General features: G+C 49.2%; 20 protein-coding genes. 11 read left to right on the top strand and 9 right to left on the bottom strand.

The window, feature by feature from the left end; translation table 11 throughout:
• The 3 genes from BLQ88_RS30980 to BLQ88_RS30970 all read left to right on the top strand — a co-directional run.
• A partial coding sequence (locus BLQ88_RS30980) for a transposase (RefSeq protein ID WP_143016969.1) occupies nucleotides 1-291 on the top strand: 291 nt, incomplete at its 5' end.
• A gap of 142 nt (nucleotides 292-433) precedes the next feature.
• Nucleotides 434-1,462: an NAD-dependent epimerase/dehydratase family protein gene (locus tag BLQ88_RS30975; protein ID WP_090156900.1), complete on the top strand. Its 1,029-nt coding sequence runs from the start codon at nucleotides 434-436 to the stop codon at nucleotides 1,460-1,462.
• A 360-nt stretch (nucleotides 1,463-1,822) separates the two neighbouring features.
• Nucleotides 1,823-3,997, top strand: coding sequence for a T9SS type A sorting domain-containing protein (locus tag BLQ88_RS30970; protein WP_090156899.1), 2,175 nt, complete (start codon nucleotides 1,823-1,825; stop codon nucleotides 3,995-3,997).
• Between the two features lie 77 nt (nucleotides 3,998-4,074).
• Here the strand turns inward: BLQ88_RS30970 and BLQ88_RS30965 are convergent, their stop codons facing one another.
• Entirely contained in the window at nucleotides 4,075-4,347 is a 273-nt protein-coding gene (locus BLQ88_RS30965) for a hypothetical protein (RefSeq protein ID WP_090156898.1), read from the bottom strand.
• Nucleotides 4,348-4,439: 92 nt separating this feature from the next.
• Here BLQ88_RS30965 and BLQ88_RS30960 point away from each other — a divergent pair, with 92 nt between their 5' ends.
• From BLQ88_RS30960 to BLQ88_RS30950, 3 genes are all read left to right on the top strand, one after another.
• Complete coding sequence (locus BLQ88_RS30960; protein ID WP_090156897.1) at nucleotides 4,440-4,781, top strand: helix-turn-helix domain-containing protein; 342 nt, start codon at nucleotides 4,440-4,442, stop codon at nucleotides 4,779-4,781.
• Nucleotides 4,782-4,850: 69 nt separating this feature from the next.
• Nucleotides 4,851-5,036, top strand: coding sequence for a type II toxin-antitoxin system HicA family toxin (locus BLQ88_RS30955; protein ID WP_090156896.1), 186 nt, complete (start codon nucleotides 4,851-4,853; stop codon nucleotides 5,034-5,036).
• A 7-nt stretch (nucleotides 5,037-5,043) separates the two neighbouring features.
• On the top strand, nucleotides 5,044-5,451 hold the full coding sequence (locus BLQ88_RS30950) for a hypothetical protein (RefSeq protein WP_090156895.1): 408 nt from the start codon (nucleotides 5,044-5,046) through the stop codon (nucleotides 5,449-5,451).
• On the opposite strand, the gene BLQ88_RS30945 is transcribed toward BLQ88_RS30950, so the two are convergent.
• The 4 genes from BLQ88_RS30945 to BLQ88_RS30930 all read right to left on the bottom strand — a co-directional run bounded on the left by BLQ88_RS30945 (nucleotide 5,452) and on the right by BLQ88_RS30930 (nucleotide 7,688).
• On the bottom strand, nucleotides 5,452-5,661 hold the full coding sequence (locus BLQ88_RS30945; protein WP_090156894.1) for a hypothetical protein: 210 nt from the start codon (nucleotides 5,659-5,661) through the stop codon (nucleotides 5,452-5,454). It lies immediately after the preceding gene.
• A 32-nt stretch (nucleotides 5,662-5,693) separates the two neighbouring features.
• Entirely contained in the window at nucleotides 5,694-6,281 is a 588-nt protein-coding gene (locus BLQ88_RS30940) for a hypothetical protein (RefSeq protein WP_090156893.1), read from the bottom strand.
• Between the two features lie 31 nt (nucleotides 6,282-6,312).
• Nucleotides 6,313-6,510, bottom strand: coding sequence for a hypothetical protein (locus tag BLQ88_RS30935; RefSeq protein WP_143016968.1), 198 nt, complete (start codon nucleotides 6,508-6,510; stop codon nucleotides 6,313-6,315).
• Nucleotides 6,511-6,581: 71 nt separating this feature from the next.
• Nucleotides 6,582-7,688 carry an MBL fold metallo-hydrolase gene (locus BLQ88_RS30930; RefSeq protein WP_090156906.1) on the bottom strand — a complete coding sequence of 369 codons (1,107 nt, stop codon included), beginning with the start codon at nucleotides 7,686-7,688 and terminating at the stop codon, nucleotides 6,582-6,584.
• A gap of 123 nt (nucleotides 7,689-7,811) precedes the next feature.
• Here BLQ88_RS30930 and BLQ88_RS30925 point away from each other — a divergent pair, with 123 nt between their 5' ends.
• Genes BLQ88_RS30925 through BLQ88_RS30915 form a run of 3 tightly spaced genes read left to right on the top strand, consistent with a single transcriptional unit; the run spans nucleotide 7,812 to nucleotide 13,496 of the window.
• Nucleotides 7,812-9,683 carry a CocE/NonD family hydrolase gene (locus tag BLQ88_RS30925; protein WP_090156891.1) on the top strand — a complete coding sequence of 624 codons (1,872 nt, stop codon included), beginning with the start codon at nucleotides 7,812-7,814 and terminating at the stop codon, nucleotides 9,681-9,683.
• Between the two features lie 48 nt (nucleotides 9,684-9,731).
• Entirely contained in the window at nucleotides 9,732-10,508 is a 777-nt protein-coding gene (locus BLQ88_RS30920) for a ThuA domain-containing protein (RefSeq protein ID WP_090156890.1), read from the top strand.
• A 6-nt stretch (nucleotides 10,509-10,514) separates the two neighbouring features.
• Nucleotides 10,515-13,496, top strand: coding sequence for a glycosyl hydrolase family 28-related protein (locus tag BLQ88_RS30915; RefSeq protein ID WP_090156889.1), 2,982 nt, complete (start codon nucleotides 10,515-10,517; stop codon nucleotides 13,494-13,496).
• Nucleotides 13,497-13,549: 53 nt separating this feature from the next.
• Here BLQ88_RS30915 and BLQ88_RS30910 read toward each other — a convergent pair whose 3' ends face one another.
• The gene (locus tag BLQ88_RS30910) at nucleotides 13,550-14,947 is read right to left on the bottom strand and encodes a purple acid phosphatase family protein (protein ID WP_090156888.1); all 1,398 of its coding nucleotides are present in this window, start codon (nucleotides 14,945-14,947) and stop codon (nucleotides 13,550-13,552) included.
• A 97-nt stretch (nucleotides 14,948-15,044) separates the two neighbouring features.
• Between BLQ88_RS30910 and BLQ88_RS30905 the strand changes: the two genes are divergently transcribed.
• On the top strand, nucleotides 15,045-16,295 hold the full coding sequence (locus BLQ88_RS30905; RefSeq protein WP_090156887.1) for a serine hydrolase domain-containing protein: 1,251 nt from the start codon (nucleotides 15,045-15,047) through the stop codon (nucleotides 16,293-16,295).
• A gap of 5 nt (nucleotides 16,296-16,300) precedes the next feature.
• Here BLQ88_RS30905 and BLQ88_RS36925 read toward each other — a convergent pair whose 3' ends face one another.
• From BLQ88_RS36925 to BLQ88_RS30895, 3 genes are all read right to left on the bottom strand, one after another.
• The gene (locus BLQ88_RS36925; protein WP_176885162.1) at nucleotides 16,301-16,450 is read right to left on the bottom strand and encodes a hypothetical protein; all 150 of its coding nucleotides are present in this window, start codon (nucleotides 16,448-16,450) and stop codon (nucleotides 16,301-16,303) included.
• A complete protein-coding gene (locus tag BLQ88_RS30900; protein ID WP_090156886.1) occupies nucleotides 16,447-16,902 on the bottom strand; it encodes a PIN domain-containing protein in 456 nt (151 codons plus the stop codon). The genes BLQ88_RS36925 and BLQ88_RS30900 overlap by 4 nt, the downstream gene beginning before the upstream one ends.
• 91 nt (nucleotides 16,903-16,993) lie before the next feature.
• On the bottom strand, nucleotides 16,994-17,767 hold the full coding sequence (locus BLQ88_RS30895) for a Fic family protein (RefSeq protein WP_090156885.1): 774 nt from the start codon (nucleotides 17,765-17,767) through the stop codon (nucleotides 16,994-16,996).
• 93 nt (nucleotides 17,768-17,860) lie between these two features.
• Between BLQ88_RS30895 and BLQ88_RS30890 the strand changes: the two genes are divergently transcribed.
• Entirely contained in the window at nucleotides 17,861-20,059 is a 2,199-nt protein-coding gene (locus BLQ88_RS30890) for a B12-binding domain-containing radical SAM protein (RefSeq protein WP_090156884.1), read from the top strand.
• The last annotated feature ends 1 nt before the right edge of the window (nucleotide 20,060 follow it).

Genomic DNA, 20,060 nt, shown 5'->3' with positions numbered 1-20,060 from the left:
CTGGCATTGGAGCTCAGTAACATTTTCACGACTACAAAAGAAAAAATATACGGACTGACCAGGCTGGCTAAGTGGCACGAAAAGGTCAGGCAATCCGGCTTCAAATCATTCAATACCGTTGCCCGCTCGATTGAGAATCACTACAAGACCATTGTTAACTATTTTGATAACAGAAGCACCAATGCATCCGCTGAATCTTTCAATGCGAAGATCAAAGCGTTCAGGGCGCAGTTCAGAGGAGTCAGGAATGTAGAATTCTTCCTTTACCGCCTTACCCAGTTATATGCTTAATCCAAGGTGCTCCACAACATTTGGTCTTGATCCGGGAAATCCCGATCAATCTTCGTCGGGCCCCGCCAGTTCTTCATATAAACAATTCGTTAAATCTGCCTTTTGTCGTCATTTCAAATCGACGCTATCGGTATCTTTCTTTATGAAAGTATTGGTAACCGGCAGCGCGGGGTTTATTGGGTTTCATACCGTAATGAAGCTGTTGCAGGACGGATTTGAGGTCGTAGGTCTCGACAATATCAACGACTATTATTCGCCCCAGCTTAAATATGCGCGGCTCAGGGAAGCGGGGATCCCGCAGGAGCGGATCAAATGGTACCAGCTTGCGGAAAGTGTGGTTAATGCCCGTTACCGTTTCGTGCGGATGAACCTCGAAGACAAACAGCAACTTTTCAGCCTTTTTCAATCGGAGCAATTCGATTATGTCATTAACCTCGCTGCGCAGGCGGGCGTGCGCTATTCGATCGAGAATCCCGATGTGTATGTGCAGTCGAATGTAATAGGGTTCCATTATATCCTCGAAGCATGCCGTTATTTTCCCCCAAAACACCTCGTGCATGCATCGTCGTCGTCGGTGTATGGGGCTAATGCTAAAATCCCCTTTTCGGAGGAAGACAGGGCGGATTCGCCGATGAGCCTTTATGCGGCGACAAAGAAGGGAAATGAGCTGATGGCACATGCGTACAGCCGTCTATACAATATACCTATCACGTGCCTGCGGTTTTTTACGGTGTATGGTCCCTGGGGCAGGCCCGATATGGCCCCCATGCTCTTTGCCCGCGCGATTTATGAAGGAGAGCCCATTCAGGTGTTCAATAATGGCGATATGGAGCGCGATTTTACATTCGTTGGCGATATCGTCGAGGGGGTAGTGCAGGCCATGGAGGCCGGTTTTGAAGAAGAGCCGAATTACCGGGTGCTTAATATAGGCAACGGTTCGCCCGTCAACCTGATGAAATTCATAGAAGAGCTCGAACTGAGCATGGGCGCGAGGGCTTTCAAGCATTTCATGCCCATGCAGGCGGGCGACGTTCCCAGGACCTGGGCGAGCGGGAAAAACCTCGAAAAGATTACCCACTACAAACCAAAGGTCGGGCTCAGCGCGGGCATCGGGGAGTTTGCCCGGTGGTATCTCGCATACAGTAGCCGACTAGCCGCCTTTGAAGCCTAACGCCTCCAACATTCCCCAAATTTTTGCTTCCGATTTTACAACTAGTTCCATGTCGGTTAGAGCTAGTTCTTGCTTATGCTCAGCGATTTGCAAATATTGCGCAAATCGAAATTTTATTTTCTCATCAATTTTTGAGGTTGTTTGTCACAAAAATTGTGGCTGGCAATACGTCAGTCGCTATTTTGTCCACTTTCTGCATTTTCGACGAGGCATTTTAACGATTTTCTGAGCAATATTATTCTACAAGTATAAAATATTTTCTAAGTCTTTGTAGTATATTTGAAACGAACAAAGAATTGGTTTCAAATTGTAACTCAACCGATTACTTCGTTTGCATCGCCCACTTATTTTTTACGCTCTATGAAATTTTTACTGAACTTAGTTTTTGCGGGAGGAGTGATAAGCTCAGTGGCAGCGGCTCCTAACAACGGTGCTGAAAGCATGGGGATTCCCATGGACAGCGCAAATGTGGAAAGCAGTATTGCAAGTGACCTGAACGGCTCGTACGAAATCAGGAACCCCTATGCAGAGTCTGCGGACGAATCTTTTACCATTGCGGCCAAAACAGCTGCGCCTTTGGCTACAAGGGTGTCGTGCGGCGGCCGGATCTGGACGCACGGCGAACTGCTCGGAAGGACAGGTGACGACCAGCCAGTGTACACGCGCATCACAGAGGATCGGATTTACCTTAACTGGAACGGCCGCGTGGCGGATAACATTTACATTCTTTTTAACCTCAAAGACAATAACTTTCCTAACAACCCTTCCAACGACGCGCTGATCGGGACTTGCGTTAACCCGGTTGATCCAAGCACTGCTGCTGTTAACCTGCTGGGAACCAATGGTAATGGTCAGATTACCTGTAATGGTGTGGCTATGCCTAATGGCAACCGCCTGGGTGTTTTTGTAGGGAGTTTGGGAAATACCTACCAGTTTATCAAGTACGTAGACGGTCGTTTGCGCGTAATGATCAAGCAGGGAGAGAACGATAGCCGCGAGGACAACTATTATATGGGACTTCTCGGTGAGACGGTCCGTGGGCAGGGCGGAAGTTACCTTGATCCGCAATGGAGAGGCGTATTGACCGAGAACATGGTGAATAGCTGTTTCTGGCCTGCTGTTCCAAAGCCTGCTACACCGCTTCCCGACAATAACTGCGCATCAGGTCCGTCGATCAGCAATATTACCAATATCAGCCAGACTGCCCTGACGGTTTCGTTCAGCGGTTCCGGTGTGACTAGCTTGAAATGGCGTATCAAATCCGGCAGCTCGGAAGTTAGATCGGGCACGACGAACGATTTCGGCGGCGCTACTTCTACAAACCTGTCATTCAACTCACTCACTCCGGGTAACTACACGCTGGAAATCGAAGGGAATAACTGTAATTCAGGCGTAAGCAGCCGTGGATTTACCGTCAACGAGCCGGGTATGCCTGACTGCCAAAATGGCCCATCGGTATCCAGCATCACTTCCGTTACACCGAGCAGCGCAACCATCAACTATGGCGGTACAAACCTGCACGTGTTCTCATGGAGAATTCTGGACGGAAGCAACTACGCGGTAGCCAGCGGCAGGACCGGAACGCTTACCTCCAATACGGCTAACCTGGCATTCAACTTTCTGCAAAACGGCACATATACTTTCGAGCTGAAAGCGGAGGATTGCAAAGCGGTTGCGGTAGCGACAAGAAGTTTCAACGTCTCGGGTACGGACACACGTGCAACTTGTACACGTGGGCCGAGCTTACAGACGATCTTGTCATCGGATGCAACGAGCCTCTCGTTCCGTTTTGATGGTGAAAACGTGTTCGCAATCGACTGGAAAGTTAAAAAAGACGGCGTTGTGATTCGTCAGAACCGCGTGTCGCCTACCAGCAACTCGCCTGCCATCAACTACGGTACGCTTGCCGACGGTGCGTATTCGCTTGAAATTCAAGGTGGAAGCTGTAAATCAACCCCTACATCCACGATGTTTGGCGTGAACGTTCCGCTTCCTATTTATATCTCGAATTTTGAAGGTAAATCTGTTGAAAAAGGCGTAGAGCTTACCTGGAATGTCGTTTCGGAAAAAGATGGAAAAGAGTTCGAAGTGCTGCGTTACAACGACCGTATGCAGAACGAGGAAGTGATTGGCACAGTAGCGCTTACAGATCAGCGCATTGGTAAATACACCTTCCTGGACAAAAATCCATTGATTGGTACCAACTATTACCAATTGAAGCAGATCGACATCGACGGTACTTACACAAGAAGCAAGATCATTTCGATCAATCCGGGTATCATTTCAGGCACGGTTATCGCGCCGAACCCTGCGCAGGAATACGTAGATGTTCAATTCTCTTCACGTACTGCCGGAAAGTCGGATTTGACGATCTACAACATCGCCGGTCAGGCGGTAAGCAACTCGGCTATCAGCATTACGGAGGGAAAAAATATCCACCGCATCAATGTGAAGAAGCTGAACGGCGGACATTACTTTATGAAGATCAATCACGGCGGCGAAGCGACAAAACTCCGCTTTATCAAAGCTGAATAATTGAATAGCTAAATATGCAGAACGGCCGGGTTTTCACAGCCCGGCCGTTCTGCATTTAAACACTGCCCATAGCGCCCCTAAATAGGGACGGGGATCAACCCGGCAATCTTTTCAAGCGCCAGTGTCACGCGCTCAATACGATCGACATTTCCACGTCTCGGATCGGAATGCGCCTGTGCCACCGACCGCATGTACGCCTCGCCGATCCGGCTGTCAAAAAACGGATCATGCTGCGCTAAACTTTCTCGCCACCTGGCTCCAACAACTCCTCTTGCTTTCGCAAACCGCTGTAACAGCCGCTGCTTGATCGGTACCATAGCCCGATCGTTCAAACTTGTTTCAATGTGCATAATGTGTAATTTGCGGTTAACAGATTGTGGTGAGTAAATATATGAAGAAAATTTTACTCAAAAAACCTAATTGAAGAAAATTTTATTCGAAAATGTTTTCCCATCGCTTAAAAGCATTCATCGGCCACCTGAACATCTCGATAACAGCATTCGAAGCGAAAATCGGTGTTTCTAAAGGCGCGTTGGCCAAGCCTATTAAAAATGATAAGACGGTAGGTGTTGAAGTTTTGGAGAAAATTTTCAATTATTATCCTAATGTAAACCTGGAATGGCTGGTGGCTGGCGCGGGCGTAATGCTCAAAGATGGAAGCCCCGTTGAATCGGCTGACCTAGTGACATTACCGAAAGACGAGTACATTGATTTACAGCGGAAGGCATTACTGAACCAGGACGAGCGGATCGCGGCGTTGGAGCGGGAGTTGGGGAGGAAGTAAAATAGAATTTGATACTTGCATAAAGGTCGCAATTTTGCGACCTTTATTTTTTTAACACACTATATAAAAATGAATGCAAAGGAGTTGATAAAGCTGCTTGAACAGAATGGCTGGTATGAAGCGCGGTGCCGTGGTAGTCACCGCATTTTTAAGCATCCGGAATTACCGCAGGCAATTCCCGTGGCGTTCCATGGAAGTAAGGATATTCCATCCGGAACTTTGAATAAAATCTTAAAAGCAGCCGGTTTAAAATAGCATTGAGATGAAACTAACCATAATAATAGAAAAAAGTGAGGGCGAGCTTTGGGGACGTATAGAAAATGTTCCGGATTACTTGCCAGTGACATCGGGGAAAACTGTTGAGGAAATCGAACAAAATCTCCGTGAACTCATCGAAGATTACACCGAGAATGAAGGAAGTGCCTACCAGGAATGGAAATCGGTAAAAGCATCTGATATCCAATTTGACCACGTTTACGACCTGAGTGCATTTTTCGAGGTTTTCGACGATGTGAAGGTCGCCGGCATCGCCCGCCGCGCAGGGATTAATCCTTCCCTGGTAAGGCATTATGTTGCGGGAACTAAATACCCGTCACCACAACAGGCCAAACGACTGGAAATGGCTATCCACGAGTTGGGGGAGAAGTTAAGGGAGGTTGTTTTGGCTTAGTTAGTCATATTCAATGCTAAATTCATACAAGCCGGGCTTCAAATCATGAAATTCCAGCAGTAGCCCTGCCATATTAGATTGTAACCCTTCCACGGTGGCGGCTTCGTCCACTATTAAATTATCGTCATATTGAACCCGCCCCCAAACGGACGAGTAGCCGGTTTCAATAACTAATGTGATGGTCTGTTTTAAGTATGTTTCAAGGCTCATAGGCTCCTTTCAAGTTTGAAATAATGCATTTCCTATTGATCGGGATCAAAAAGCTCCGTCAATAACTCCGGATTTCTTACGCATAAATGTATGTGATCATGCTCGCGGAATGCGCTGCCCGGGTACACGGGGAAGCCTTCCTGAAACGGTGCGCGGACTGTATCAAAAATTGCTGACGGATCTCTTCCGGACGCTAGCGAAAAGGCATAGTCAATTACCGCTTTATCAAGATATCTCAAAACAAGATCGGCTGGATTGCCTTTACCCCGCGGATGTGGGTGGTTGACCAGAAATGGTGCTCCTGTTTTTTGCCAGTCCTGGGTAAGGTCATTGTAGGAAATTCTAAGAATTTCTTTGGCAAATGAATTAGAAAGGTCGAAGCAATGCCCCAGGCGGATTTTAGCACCAAGTACGGCGGCATTTTTTCCATGGGCTTCGAGCGCCCATTCGTGAGCTCGCATAAAGTCATTTTCCCAGAAGTAGACCCCTGGGCCGAGCCAATCATACCTGTTTGTGCTGCTTTGAAACTTAATGGAGCCGCTTAGCAATTGCTCTTTGATTCTGATATCGCAGCCATGGAAACCATATACCGCGACATCGCAATAGTGGAAGGGATGCATTAAATTAAAATAGTGTGTTAGGAAAATTATATTAGGCGGTGCGTGTGACGGGTTTACAATATTCCGGAATACCACCTCGATACCTTTCGGCTACCTCTCCATTCTCATCCAGATAGCCGATTTCCTTCAAATGATCGATGGAAGCTTGTCGTGGATCTTCCGATTCATCGATCTGCTTCCTGCGCTCGGCCACATAGGCCCTCACTTTATCAACCAGTTCCTGCGTCATTTTCATAGTGCGTTAAGGGAGAATCTCCCGATTTTTAGATAACCAAAGTTCAAAAACTTTCATCGCTTTTCCTACCCTTCCGGTTGCAACCGCGCCTCCTTCCACCATTGCGTAAATGCCTGATCTCCTTTCAATTCTACCTTTTGGCCGATGAGTGGTGTTACGAGCGGCATGCCTTGTTTTTGGGCTTCGGCGCTGGCGCGGAGGATCGGTTCGTTCCAGTCGTGGATGGATAGGGCGAATTTGGCCCAGTGGACGGGCATCAGCTTTTTGGCGCCAAGTTCGCGGGCAGCCGTTACGGTTTCTTCGGGCATCATGTGGATGTATTTCCAGGCTTCGTTGTACTGGCCGCATTCCAGCAATGCGAGGTCGAACGGGCCGAATTGGGCGCCGATCTTCTTGAAATGGTTATCATATCCCGAGTCGCCGCCGATGAAGATTTTCATAGTGGGAGTCTGCAACACGAATGATACCCACAAAGCGCGGTTGCGGCTGAAATCGCGGCCGGAGAAATGCCTGCCGGGCGTTACATTCACGGTGAAGCCGTTGCCGAGGTCGGCGCTTTCGTTCCAGTCCTTTTCGATGATCCGGGAAACATCGTAGCCCCAGTATTCGAAATGCTCGCCGGTGCCAAGGCCGGTAATGACCTTCCCGACTTTGGTTTTGAGTTTCAGAATGGTCTCATAATCAAGGTGATCCCAGTGATCGTGGGAAAGGAACAGGTAATCGATGGCAGGCAGATCTTCTACGCTATATACATCACTGCCCTTGAAGCTCGGCGTGGTGAATTTGACGGGCGAGGCGCTGCCGCTGAAAACCGGGTCGACGAGGATCGTTTTGCCGTCGATCTGCATGAAATACGACGAATGCCCGAACCATACCAGCACGTTTTCTTCCGGTTTCAAATGCAGGAGATCCGTCTTTTGAGAGGGGATCAATGCCCCGGGAATATTGTATTTGCTCTTACCGAAAAAAAACTTTGTGAACACCTTTAAATAACTGTTGCCTTCGGCGAGGTCGGGGGTGAAGCTCTCGTTTTGGAACTGCCCGTCGCGGTAATGCGGCGACTTTTTGATTCTTTCGAGCCGTGCGCCCGAGGGATGTTTTCCAAATAGCGGCTGCTGCATGAATGCAACGACGCCCATCACGATTAATGCCAGAAAAATGAAGAATACCATGAAGGAATATTTAATGATCCGTTTACGCATAGCATGTGGAGGAGAGGTGAAAGTTTAAACTGGACGAATGTACGGTTTCTTACGTATTTTTGAATTTACTTATCCAAACAAAACCAACCTGTCATGAAAAGAAGTGTATTGCTGTATTTGCTGGTCTTTTTATCCTGGACGGCTATCGCCCAAAACGCCGCTTCGGACACGAACTGGGTTAAGGCCAACTACACCAAAACAGAGCAATACATTACCATGCGTGACGGCGTGAAGCTCTTCACCGCCATTTACACCCCCAAAGACGACTCCCAGACTTACCCGATCATCATGCAGCGCACGCCGTATTCGGTGCGGCCCTACGGCGAGAACAACTACCGCCGCAACCTCGGGCCTAATGCGCACCTGATGCGTGAAAAATATATTTTTGTGTACCAGGATGCCCGCGGCCGCTACAAAAGCGAGGGTAACTTCCGCGAAATGACGCCCGCAATCGAAAAGAAGAAGAGTAACAAGGACGTGGACGAGTCGAGCGATACGTATGACACGATCGAATGGCTTTTGAAAAACACCAAAAACAATGGGAAAGTAGGCCAGTGGGGTATTTCGTTTCCCGGCTACTATTCGTCCGCCGGATTGCCGAATGCGCACCCGGCAATGGCCGCCGTTTCGCCACAAGCGCCGATGTCGGACGAGTTTATCGGCGATGATTGCTACCATAACGGCGCATTCTTTTTAATGGACAACTTCGGCTTTTACAGCGGTTTCGATGGTCCTAAAACGAAGGACGGAACGGGTTACCAGAGCCATTTCAATGCGGAATACAGCGATGCATATAAATATTTCCTCGACTTCGGGCCGTTGAAAAAGACCAATGCCGCTCCCTATTTCGCCGATCCGAACAGCATTTGGCGGCAGACCACGGCGCATCCGGTCTACGACGAATTCTGGCAATCACGGAATATTAAAAAGCATTTGAAGAACATCAAGCCGGCGGTGCTGGTCGTAGGTGGCTGGTTCGATGCCGAGGATTTGTATGGCGCATTGAAAACCTATGCGGCCATTGAAAAACAGAGCCCGGGCAACAACAACCGCCTGGTAATGGGCCCGTGGACGCACGGAGGCTGGTCCACACCCGCTTGGAAAGGTTTTGCGCAATATCAGTTTGGCGCGGATGTGAACAAATACTATCAGGAGGAGATCGAAACGAAGTTTTTTAATCATTATCTTAAAGGAAAGGGCGCATTTGAGCAGTCGGAGGTGACGGTGTTCGAAACGGGCTCGAATCAATGGAAGCATTATCAGGAATGGCCGCCAATAAATAGCCGTCCGACGACATACAATTTTGCGAGAAATGGTAAGATGGTGGTTGAAAGGATGCCGTCTGAACCTAGCTCGACCAGTTACGAAAGTGATCCCGCGAACCCGGTACCTTACACAAGTATGACCAGCGGTCACCGTAACAATGAATATATGGCGGAGGATCAGCGTTTTGCGTCAAAACGCCCGGATGTTGTGAGTTTTCAAACGGATTCGCTGACGGAAGATCTGACATTGACTGGCGAAATAGTAGCGAACCTGATGGTATCGATGACAGGCTCGGATGCGGATTTTATAGTGAAAGTGATCGACGTGTGGCCCACAGGCTCAACAGTATCAAGCTCGAAAGAAGGAGAAAAACCGGTGAGTATGGACGGTTATCAGCAAATGGTGCGTGCAGAAGTGCTGCGGGGCAAGTTCAGAAACAGTTTTTCAAAGCCGGAGCCATTTGTAAAAGATAAAATTGAGAAAGTGACCGTGAAGCTGAATGAAGTTGCGCATACTTTTAAAAAAGGTCATCGGATAATGGTGCAGGTGCAAAGCAGCTGGTTCCCGCTGGTGGATCGCAACCCGCAAAAATTCATCAACATTTTCGAAGCATCGGAAGCCGATTTTCAGAAGTCGCGCATCACGATCCATCACGATGAGAAGAATACCAGCAGCATCACTTTGCCGGTAATGCATTGATTTTAAGACAATACCCTTTATTTCCTAAATCCCTTAATCCTAAATCCAATGAAAAATGTATTCCGGAAAACTCCGGTTTGTTGCGTCGCGCTGTGGCTTGCCGCCGGCGCGACAGGCGCATGGGCGCAAGAAAAGCCCAAATTCCACGTGCTGGCGATGGCAGAGCCCGGAGGCCACCACATTGCTTACTCCAAAGCGGCCCGGCCATGGCTGGACTCGCTGGCTGCCAAAGAGCATTTCAGTATTGATTATATCGATAAAACCGATGCGATTAATGAGGGTTATTTATCTAAATATCAGCTCATTATTCAGCTCGACTATGTGCCTTATGCCTGGAAACCGGAGGCTGCGGCAGCATTTGAAAAGTATATCGATGAAGGAAAAGGCGGTTGGATCGGCTTTCACCACGCGACATTGCTGGGGGAGTTCGATGGCTACAAGATCTGGCCATGGTTTCAGGATTTTATGGGCGGCATCCGGTACAAAAACTACATTGCCGATTTCGCGGCGGCTACCGTGAAGGTTGAAAATAGCAAGCATCCGATTATGAAGGGTGTGCCAGCGTTGTTTCCGGTGCAAAAAGAGGAATGGTACATTTACGACAAAAGCCCGCGGCCGAATGTGGACGTGATCGCGAGCGTCGACGAATCGACCTATCAGCCTGATTCAAAGATCAAAATGGGCGATCATCCGGTCGTTTGGTCGAACCAGAAAAAGAAGGCGAAGAATGTGTACATTTTTATGGGCCATTCGCCGGTGCTGTTCGAAAGCACTGCTTACAAAACCATTTTCAAAAACGCCATCCTCTGGGCTGCGAAAAAATAACCGGATATGCTGAGAAGAATAATAATGCTTGCGCTGATCGTTTCGGTGCAGCAAATGGGTTTTGCGCAAAAGAAAAGAGCTTCGGCGCCGCAGAATGAAAGCCAGTCGTTTTACCAGGCTCGGCTGAACGACGAGGACGCCGTTTATTTTACCCCTGAAAATTTTAAAATCACCAACGACGGCAAATCCGACGTTTCCGACGAGCTGCAACGGGCCATCAATGAGGTGAAAACCAATTTCAACTTCGGCATTGTATTCATTCCCGAAGGCACCTACAAAATCAGCAAGACAATCTACATTCCGACGGCCGTGCGGGTGATCGGTTACGGTAAAAAGCGTCCGCAGATCGTCCTGGTCGACAATGCGCCTGGTTTCAGCGAGGAATACCCACAGGATAAGGGTAATGCCAAATACATGTTCTGGTTCACATCGTCCCTTCCGAAAGAGGGGCAGCCCATTCCCGACGCCGGTGCGAGCACATTTTACAGCGCCATGTCGAATGTGGACTTACGCATAGGCGCGGGTAACCCGTCGGCGGTTGCATTACGGACGCATTTCGCGCAGCACAGCTTCATTTCGCATGTAGATATTCACGCGGGCAGTGGGAAAGCGGGGATGTTCGATGTGGGTAATGAAATGGAGGACGTACGGTTTTTCGGCGGAGAATATGGGATTTACACCTTCAAACCATCGCCCGGCTGGCAGTTTATGATGGTGGACACGTATTTCGAAGGCCAGCGGAAAGCGGCGATCCGCTCCCAGGAAGCGGGATTAACCATTGTGCGAATGACCGTTAAGAATGTACCAACGGTGCTGGAAATCAATCCTGATTTCTATGAAAAGCTGTTTATGGAAGACAGCCGCTTCGAAAACGTAAGCGGCCCTGCGCTGGTGATCAGCAATGAAAACAATGCGTATACCCAGATCAGTTTGCGGAATGTTACCTGTAAAAAGGTGCCAGTACTGGCCAGTTTCCGCATTAGCGGGAAGCAAATCGGTGGTTTGGGAGAAACTTACCGGGTGAAAAGCCTCGATCACGGCTTGCAAATAGCCTCGATAGATGCAAAGCCGGTGCATACCACCGTACAGGCCATCGAACCTCTCAAAACGGAACCTGCACCCACTGCGAAAGACATTCCCGCATTTCCCGACATCGCTACCTGGGCAAATCTCAAAACGCTGGGAGCGAAAGGCGACGGCGTTACGGACGATACGAAGGCTATTCAGGCCGCTATCGATCAGCACGACGTAATTTACGTCCCGCAAGGCTGGTACCGGATCACCGAAACGCTGAAATTGAAGCAAAACACGGTGCTAATCGGCCTGAACCCGGTTTCGACGCAAATCATTTTGCAGGATAAAACGGAAGCATTCGGGAGTTTCGGACCGCCGAAGCCGATGGTGGAATCGTCTGAGGGAGGTAAGAATATCCTGACGGGAATCGGCATTTCAACCGCTGCAAGCAACACCCGGGCAGTCGGCTTGAAATGGATGGCGGGCGCGGACTCGTACGTGAACGATGTGAAATTCCTGGGCGGCCACGGGAATATTGCGCGGAAACGGCCGGGGCAGGAGGCGTTGAACAACTTCTCGCATGTAGGCAACGAGCAGCATTGGGATACGCAATATTGGAGCCTTTGGATAACCAATAATGGCGGTGGAACATTCAAGAACATCTGGACGGCCAATACATTCGCTTTCGCAGGTGCGTACGTGTCGAACACGTCCACACCCGGGCGCATATATGCGATGTCGGTAGAGCACCACGTGCGAAATGAGGTGCGGTTCAAGCATGTTTCCAATTGGAAAGTATATGCATTGCAGCTGGAAGAGGAAAGTAAGGAGAGCTCGAATTGCCAGCCGCTGGAAATCGAATCGTGCGATAGTATGCTGTTTGCAAACCTGTATATGTTCCGGGTGATCCGCGTCAGCACGCCTTATCCGCATTCGATCCGTTCGTGGAACAACCGGAACCTGGAATTTTTGAATGTGCATAATTACAGTCAGACCAAATATCCGTCGACGGTGCCGCTTTATGACGTGAATTCAGGCATCGAAGTGCGGCCGTGGGAGTTTAGCCATTTGGTAATTGATAATCCTAAACCGCGCGGTAATGATGTACCGGTTGGAAAAGCCGTGCAACTGGCCAAAGGCTTTGAGTTTGCGGATGGGATTTGTCATGATAGCAAGGGTAACGTGTATTTCAGCGAATCGAAAGCGCGGCGTATTTACAAATGGTCACCGCAAACAAATGCATTGAGTCTCGTCGCCGATTTCCCTTGGGAGCCGCTTTCGCTGGGCGTCGATACGAAGGATAATTTGCTGGTAGTGTTCAAATATGTTCCAAAACCCGGCTACCTGGTCAATGGCCAACCTGAAACGTTTCCTAACCCGCCGGATGCCGCGGGAACTTCTTTCAGCGGGTGGGGTAATAGCGGATTTGGTACATTGGTGTATGCCATGAATCCCGATCGGCCGGAAGAGACCCTGCATTTACTGCAAAAAGTGCCTTTGGAATCGGTTAGTAGCATTGTCAAAACGCTTAATCCTTCCAACCGTCGCCGCGATTCGGGTGATTTTTTGAAGGTAAGTACCAATCAATTCAAAGAATGCTGGCTGGCACCCGACGGCGTGACGATCGTGCCGGTAGTTTACGACCTCGCGCGTTCGAATGCATTGGTGGAAGGCTATCCGGGGAAAGTGCTGTACGGCGCCGACGAGTATTTAAAAAGGACCGTTCGTTTCAATGTAGGCCCGCAGGGACATTTGACGGAACCGCAATTGTTTGCTGAAAAAGGCGAATTCAGCTCGGCGGTAGACGGTCAGGGTAACGTGTATATCGCTGATGGCCAGGTTTATGTATTCGACCCTTCCGGAAAGGAAACCAATATGATCGAAACGCCGGAGAGGCCTTCGACCTTGACGGTGGCAGGGAACACGCTTTTTATCACCAGCCGCAATGCATTGTATGCTGTTAAATTAAAATAAAAAAAACGGCTGGCATTCGCCCTGAAATGCCAGCCGTTTTGTCATTACTTAACTTACTTAATGCCTTTGCGTTTTTTATATTCCTGATAACGCTGGTTATATTCTTTGAGCTCTTCTTCTTTAAAGCTCTTCAAATAGCTCGCGGGCAAATCGAGGCGTTCTTTCATTTTTAAAGTATTGGAAAGCTCCACCAATGTGTTGATGCCATTTTTGTCCTTATTCAAATCAAATGCGTCGTACAAATCGCCATTCACGGTAAATGCCTTGAATGAAAGTTTGTTCTGATCCACAGTAATCGCCTGGTACAATTGGGTATTCGAAGCGGCGCGGTCCATCCAGTTTTGCAGGCCGATGTCATACATTTTCGGGCCGCTCACCGACACAACGTAAATAGGTCCATCCGGCTTTTTGCGACTCTGGCCTACGGGAATGTTCAACCCGCGACCATAGGTGTGATCGTGGCCCTGCAATACAAGATCGATCTTGTGCTTTTTGTATAATGGCTCCATTTTGGCACGCCATTCGTCATTATCACGGCCATTTTTGGTAGAATAAATCGGGTGGTGATGCACGACGATCGTCCAGCGATTAGGGTTATTGGTGGTGATTTGTTCGAACCACGCGGCTTGTTTATTCATCGTCGTCGAATCGGTAATGGCTGCTTGCGAGTCGAGTGCGATAAAACGGATTCCTTGGTAATCAATATAATAGGCCGTTTCCGAAAGGCCTTCCGGCCCGTTTTCAGGTAATGCGAACTGCGGTTTCCAATGCATTGAAACGGAAAGCGTCTTTTTTGCATCACGGAAATATTCGTGGTTGCCCGGCGTAGCCAGATTGGGTACCATCCCGTTGATCCAGCCGCCCGCTTCGAACCATTCACCCCATTGGTAATCCACATTGGAATTGTTGATCAAATCTCCCGCGTGGATCATCAGGTTCGCTTTGGGCATATTGGCGAATGCACCACGCACCGCCCGCGACCAGAGCGAGCGAATATCATTTTGCGCATCCCCGAAATAGAGGAACGAGACCGGTTCCGGCTTGTCAGATGCCGTTTTGAAATGAAACCATTCACTCCACGATTTTCCGTCGCCGACGCGGTACACATATTGCGTTGCGGGTTTCAAATCACCGAAATTAGCTTCATGATAATGTACCGTTTTGCCGTCGATCACCACCTTGTGCGTTGCCGCCTGAACGGTACGGGCTTTGGACGGGAAATCGGGCGAAGGATCAGCTTCATGGATCGCCGCAATGGCCGCGGTTACGGTGGAATCGGTACGCCAGTTTACCGCTTGGGAAGTGGCAGGACTACCTTTGTAACCTAATATCAACCGGTCGGGAAATGCCGAGGCCGGATAGCTTTTGTTCTGCTGTGCTTGCGCGGCACCTGCAGTTAGTAGAATTCCGGCAAAGAGGAATTTGGAATATAATTGACTGAAAGATTGCATAGGGCCTTGTGGCAAATTGTGGTCACAATATTACCCGTTTGGAAAGCAATCGGACTAGTCGCTATCTTCATTTTACATTTTGATAACATAGCCTGCCATGAAACCCTGTTTACGACTGATTTTCAGCCTCTGTCTGCTACTTGGAACTATACTAGCCTGTAAAAAAGACAAGGACCCAGCCCCGGAAGAAGCGCAGGAGCCGGCTAAGAAGCTGGTCGAAATACTTGACGATTCGCTGAAAGGCAAAGGTTTCGGTTATAGTTTCGCGGTCTACAAAAAGGACCAGCTGATAGGCACCGGAGTCGGCGGTTTTCATGCAAGAAAAGCCGAGATACAAGAAGATAAACCGGTAACGCCGGATACTAAAATGCAGATCGCGAGCATGACCAAGACCATTACGGCTGCCGCATTTGTCAAACTGGCGAAGGAAAAGGGCATAAAAACGACCGACAAAATCATCGATTACCTGCCCAAGACCTGGGTAAAAGGCCCGAATATCGATCTCATTACATTTCGGGACCTGCTCACACATACGAGCGGAATCGTGGGCATGAACGAGAATTGCCGTAACGGGGCCTTTACCGAGAATGTGTGGTATGGTTTAAAGCTGCTGATCGAGAATGGTATCAAGAAGGAAAACCATGGATCGAGCTGCTACCAGAATGCCAACTTCGGGCTGTTCAGAGTGTTGATACCTTCCATCAACGGGTTGAAATTCAGTGGGAACGATCAAAACGATGCACTGGCGGCATTTGATGGTTACGAAGAGTACGTGCAGAAGAATATCTTTGAAAAAGCGGGAGTCGTTGCAGAGGATCTTTTTTCCAACGGCATGCCTGTACCAACGTTCGGCTATGATTTCCCATACTCGGGAGAATACGGTTTCGATCCGGGAGATTTCAGCTCGACAACGGGCGGTTACGGCATCTATCTGACGGCCAATCAGGGTGTAAAGCTTTACGCAGCGCTTTTCTCGCCGGAGAACAACGCCGTTATCACACAGGATATTCGTGACGAAATCGTGAACAACGGTCTGGGCAGTTACAGCGCGGTAATGCCTGAGGGGAAATTCAGCTACCACGATGGCTGGTGGTATTCCGGCATCGGGATCACGAATCCGAAGGGTTTCCGGAGCGTATGGATGCATTGCCCGGACGACATTACTATTGTCCTCTTCACCAACGCCTTACGCAACGGCGACGGCCTTTTCCCGATCCGTTCGGATTTTTACCAGGATATTACTTCCTATGTACTTTGGGCATTCTCAAAATACAAGGATTCCGGTGCCGGCAAGCGCGTGCGGGAGGTCAATTTTCATGATTACCTGGAACATCCGGAGCCGCATTGATGGTTTTAGGAGCCGGAGTATAGTTTCGCGCTCTGCTGTGCAAAGTAAGCTTGAAGCTCTTCTACACTCATTCCTTGTATTTCGCGCGAAATTTTCGCTTTAATGTTGCGCGTCATTTTAACGGCATCAAATTCCTTTTTTTGCTTGGTTTTCATCGTATGAGAATTGTTTTTGGAGAAACGATATCCAGTTCCTTGTATCCTAAACGTAAATTTATGCAATTATATCCCTTGATCCTCTGTTCGTTAACTATGTGCTTGAAATTCCAGCTCAGAAGTGCGTCGGCGGCATAAACCGTGGCGGTAGCGATATGCAGGCAATCGTCCCGGCTGGTAGCACCTACAACTTTCTCGCTGATGTACGTCTCCGCCAGAGTAATTGATTCGGTTATCAACTTAACCCGTTCAATTGCGGTGGAATTTAATGCAACGGCAAACTGTCTAACGCGTTCTGGTGCGTTAATGAGTTCACTTTCCGTGACTTCTGACAGAATGCAAATTATTTTGCCGGATTTGACGAGTTCAAAAATTTGTAAACTTTCAGTTGCAAATTCGGTATCAAAAACACCTCCAAAAACGGATGTGTCGATATAATAGCGAGGGCGCATAAGCGTGTGCGGAAGTATCAATGCTTGAAATCGTATTGAACTTAAACAAGGTAGAGAGCCTTGCCTAGACAAAGTTTCCCAACGACACTCTTCAATTATTCAACGCCTCAGGCAGCATCCTAAGAAACGGCTCGGCTTTCATAAAATCGAGTTGCTCGTAGAACATCCCCAGCCTGTTCAAATTCCGGTAGTATGCGTCGACGTGCTGGTAATAATACTGCTCCGATTGAACATACCACGCAACCGGTCCCAGTTTGTCGGACAGGAACCACTTTTCAAGTAGTCGTCCGGCGCGGCCGTTGCCGTCGTTGAAAGGGTGAATGCATACGAAAAGTAAATGGATGAACGAGGCATAGTAGAAGGTTTCTTCCAATGACAAATCACGCCGCAGGAGCTCGCCGATGTCTTCCCATAACTTAGCCATTTCTGCCGCGAGCAAATGTGCCGGCGCAGCCTCGAATTGAATGCGGCCGGATTTGTGCTCCATCACGACCATTGCATTCCGGCGGTAAATGCCTCGCCAATGCCCGGGCAGCAGGTGCGCCGTGAGTATGCCGCGCGCCTCGCAAAAATGAGCTTCGCTAAGCCGGTTTTCCTTCGCATAAATGTAGGCGCGGAACAGGTCGTTCGGCTTTTGGGTAAGCTCGGGGAGGTATTCGATATGCTGAATTTTGTGTTTGAGGTAACTGTCGATTTCCATCGGTTCGCCTTCGATTTTGGAGGAAGTGATGACAGCAATGGACGTGTAAAAGTTGAAGGAATCAGACCTCACGAATGTTTCATCTAGTCGTTGCAGTGCCGCTTTGAAGTCGATCCCGGGTTGGTTCCGGTAGCTTTCGAGCAAAATATCGGGCAGGATCTTCATAGGCAAAACGGTGCAGGTTCGGCAACCGGCCAAGTTACCAGTATTCTTTCAATTCCAAAACCCGTACCTTTGCACCGTAGAAAACGTGCATCCGTGAAAAAGAAGACACTCCTGGTTACCCCGCCATTTACCCAGCTCAACACACCTTATCCTGCTACTGCTTACCTCAAAGGGTTTCTGAACACTTTGGGAAGAGCATCGTACCAGGCCGACCTGGGTATTGATGTGATCCTGGAACTGTTTTCTTCAAAAGGGCTGAAAAAGCTTTTCGATATGCTGGATGCGTCGGATATCGAGCTGACAGACAATAGTTTCCGAGTGTACGCATTGCGCGACGAGTACATTTCGACGATCGATCCGGTGATCCGTTTTCTCAAAAACCATAATCCTACACTCGCTCACAGCATTTGCGACCGCAGTTATCTGCCGGAGGCTAGCCGGTTTCAGCAACTGGAAGATTTGGATTGGGCATTCGGAACAATGGGTATCCATGATAAGGCCCGGCATTTGGCCACGTTATACCTCGAAGACCTCGGCGACCTGATCCAGGAAGCGGTTGATCCGCATTTCGGTTTCAGTAGGTATGCGGAGCGTTTGGGGCGTTCGGCGACGAGTTTCGATGAAATGGAAGCCGCGCTCGAAGCACCGGATACGCTGCTCTCGCAGACATTAAAGGATGTTTTGGAACAGAAAATACAAATTTCCCAACCTGATATCGTATGCATTTCGGTGCCTTTCCCAGGTAATTTGTATGGTGGATTTAAATGCGGGCAGTACCTGAAAGCGCATTACCCGCATATCAAAATCGTGATGGGCGGGGGCTTTGCCAATACGGAACTGCGTTCGCTGGAAGAGCCGCGGGTATTTAATTATATAGATTTTGTGTGCCTGGACGACGGTGAGGCGCCGCTGCAATCGCTTTTGGAGCATCTGGACGGTGAGCGCGACCTTGCAAATCTGAAACGGGTGTATTCGCGGGTCGATGGAAAGGTGGTGTATCACAATGGCGCCAGGGAAAAGGATGTGCCGCAGCGCGAAACGGGTACGCCGGATTACAGCGATTTGCCTTTGCACGATTATCTATCGGTCATCGAAATAGTGAATCCGATGCACCGCTTATGGAGCGACGGGCGCTGGAACAAGCTCACGCTCGCGCACGGTTGCTACTGGGGCAAATGCTCGTTTTGCGACATTTCACTGGATTACATCCGTCGGTACGAGCCGATGACGGCCACATTACTTTGTGATCGAATTGAAGAAATTATAGCCCAAACGCAGCAGAATGGCTTCCATTTCGTGGATGAAGCGGCGCCGCCGGCATTGCTGCGCGATCTGGCGCTGGAAATTATCCGCCGGAAGCTCACCGTCGTCTGGTGGACCAATATCCGTTTTGAAAAAAACTTCACGCACGACCTTTGCCTCTTGCTGAAAGCCTCCGGCTGCATTGCGATTTCCGGTGGGCTGGAAGTAGCTTCCGACCGGTTGCTCGACCGGATGAAAAAAGGCGTGACCGTCGCGCAGGTAGCGCGGGTGGCAGACGCGTTCACGCAGGCGGGCATTATGGTGCACGCGTACCTGATGTACGGGTTCCCGACGCAGACAGCGCAGGAGACGATCGATTCGCTGGAAATGGTGCGGCAAATGTTCCAGTTGGGCATCGTACAATCGGGTTTCTGGCACCGGTTCGCGATGACGGCGCACAGTCCGGTAGGCTTGCACCCCGAGGAGTTCGATGTCATGCGGCTGGGGCCGGATACAGGCAAGTTCGCGAATAATGATCTGGAACACCAGGACCCACTCGGTGCTGATCATGACCGGTTCGCGGAAGGCTTGCGGAAGTCGCTATTCAATTATATGCACGGTGTTTGCCTGGATTTTCCATTGTCCAAATGGTTTGATTTCAAAACACCGCCGACGTCCATTCCCCCAAACTATCTTGAAAAAAGCATTCACGAGCCGGCGGAACTTGCGGCCCGGCCGAATGCGGTGATCGTCTGGACCGGAAGCCTGCCCGAAATAGCGGTTTTTGAAGAGAAAAGAGGTAAGAAAGTTGTCGAAATAGCCGAACTCGTTTTTTACAACAAGAAAAAAGAATGGGCTGTGGAAGCGGAGGTGGAAATAGGGGAGTGGCTCACCGAAATCTTGCCGACGTTGCTGATCTCTAACCCGGAACCCTATGCATTCGAGCGGTTTAAAAATGATTTCGAAGCTGCCGGGCTAGGCGCATTTGACACATTTCTCAACTCCCGCACGTGGCAGGAGCTGAAAAATGGTGGTATGCTGGTACTCTGAA

The organism is Dyadobacter soli, assembly GCF_900101885.1.
GTDB classification, from domain to species: domain Bacteria; phylum Bacteroidota; class Bacteroidia; order Cytophagales; family Spirosomataceae; genus Dyadobacter; species Dyadobacter soli.
The sequence above is the reverse complement of the archived record's forward strand: the minus strand, read 5'-3'. Positions and strand labels throughout refer to the sequence as shown.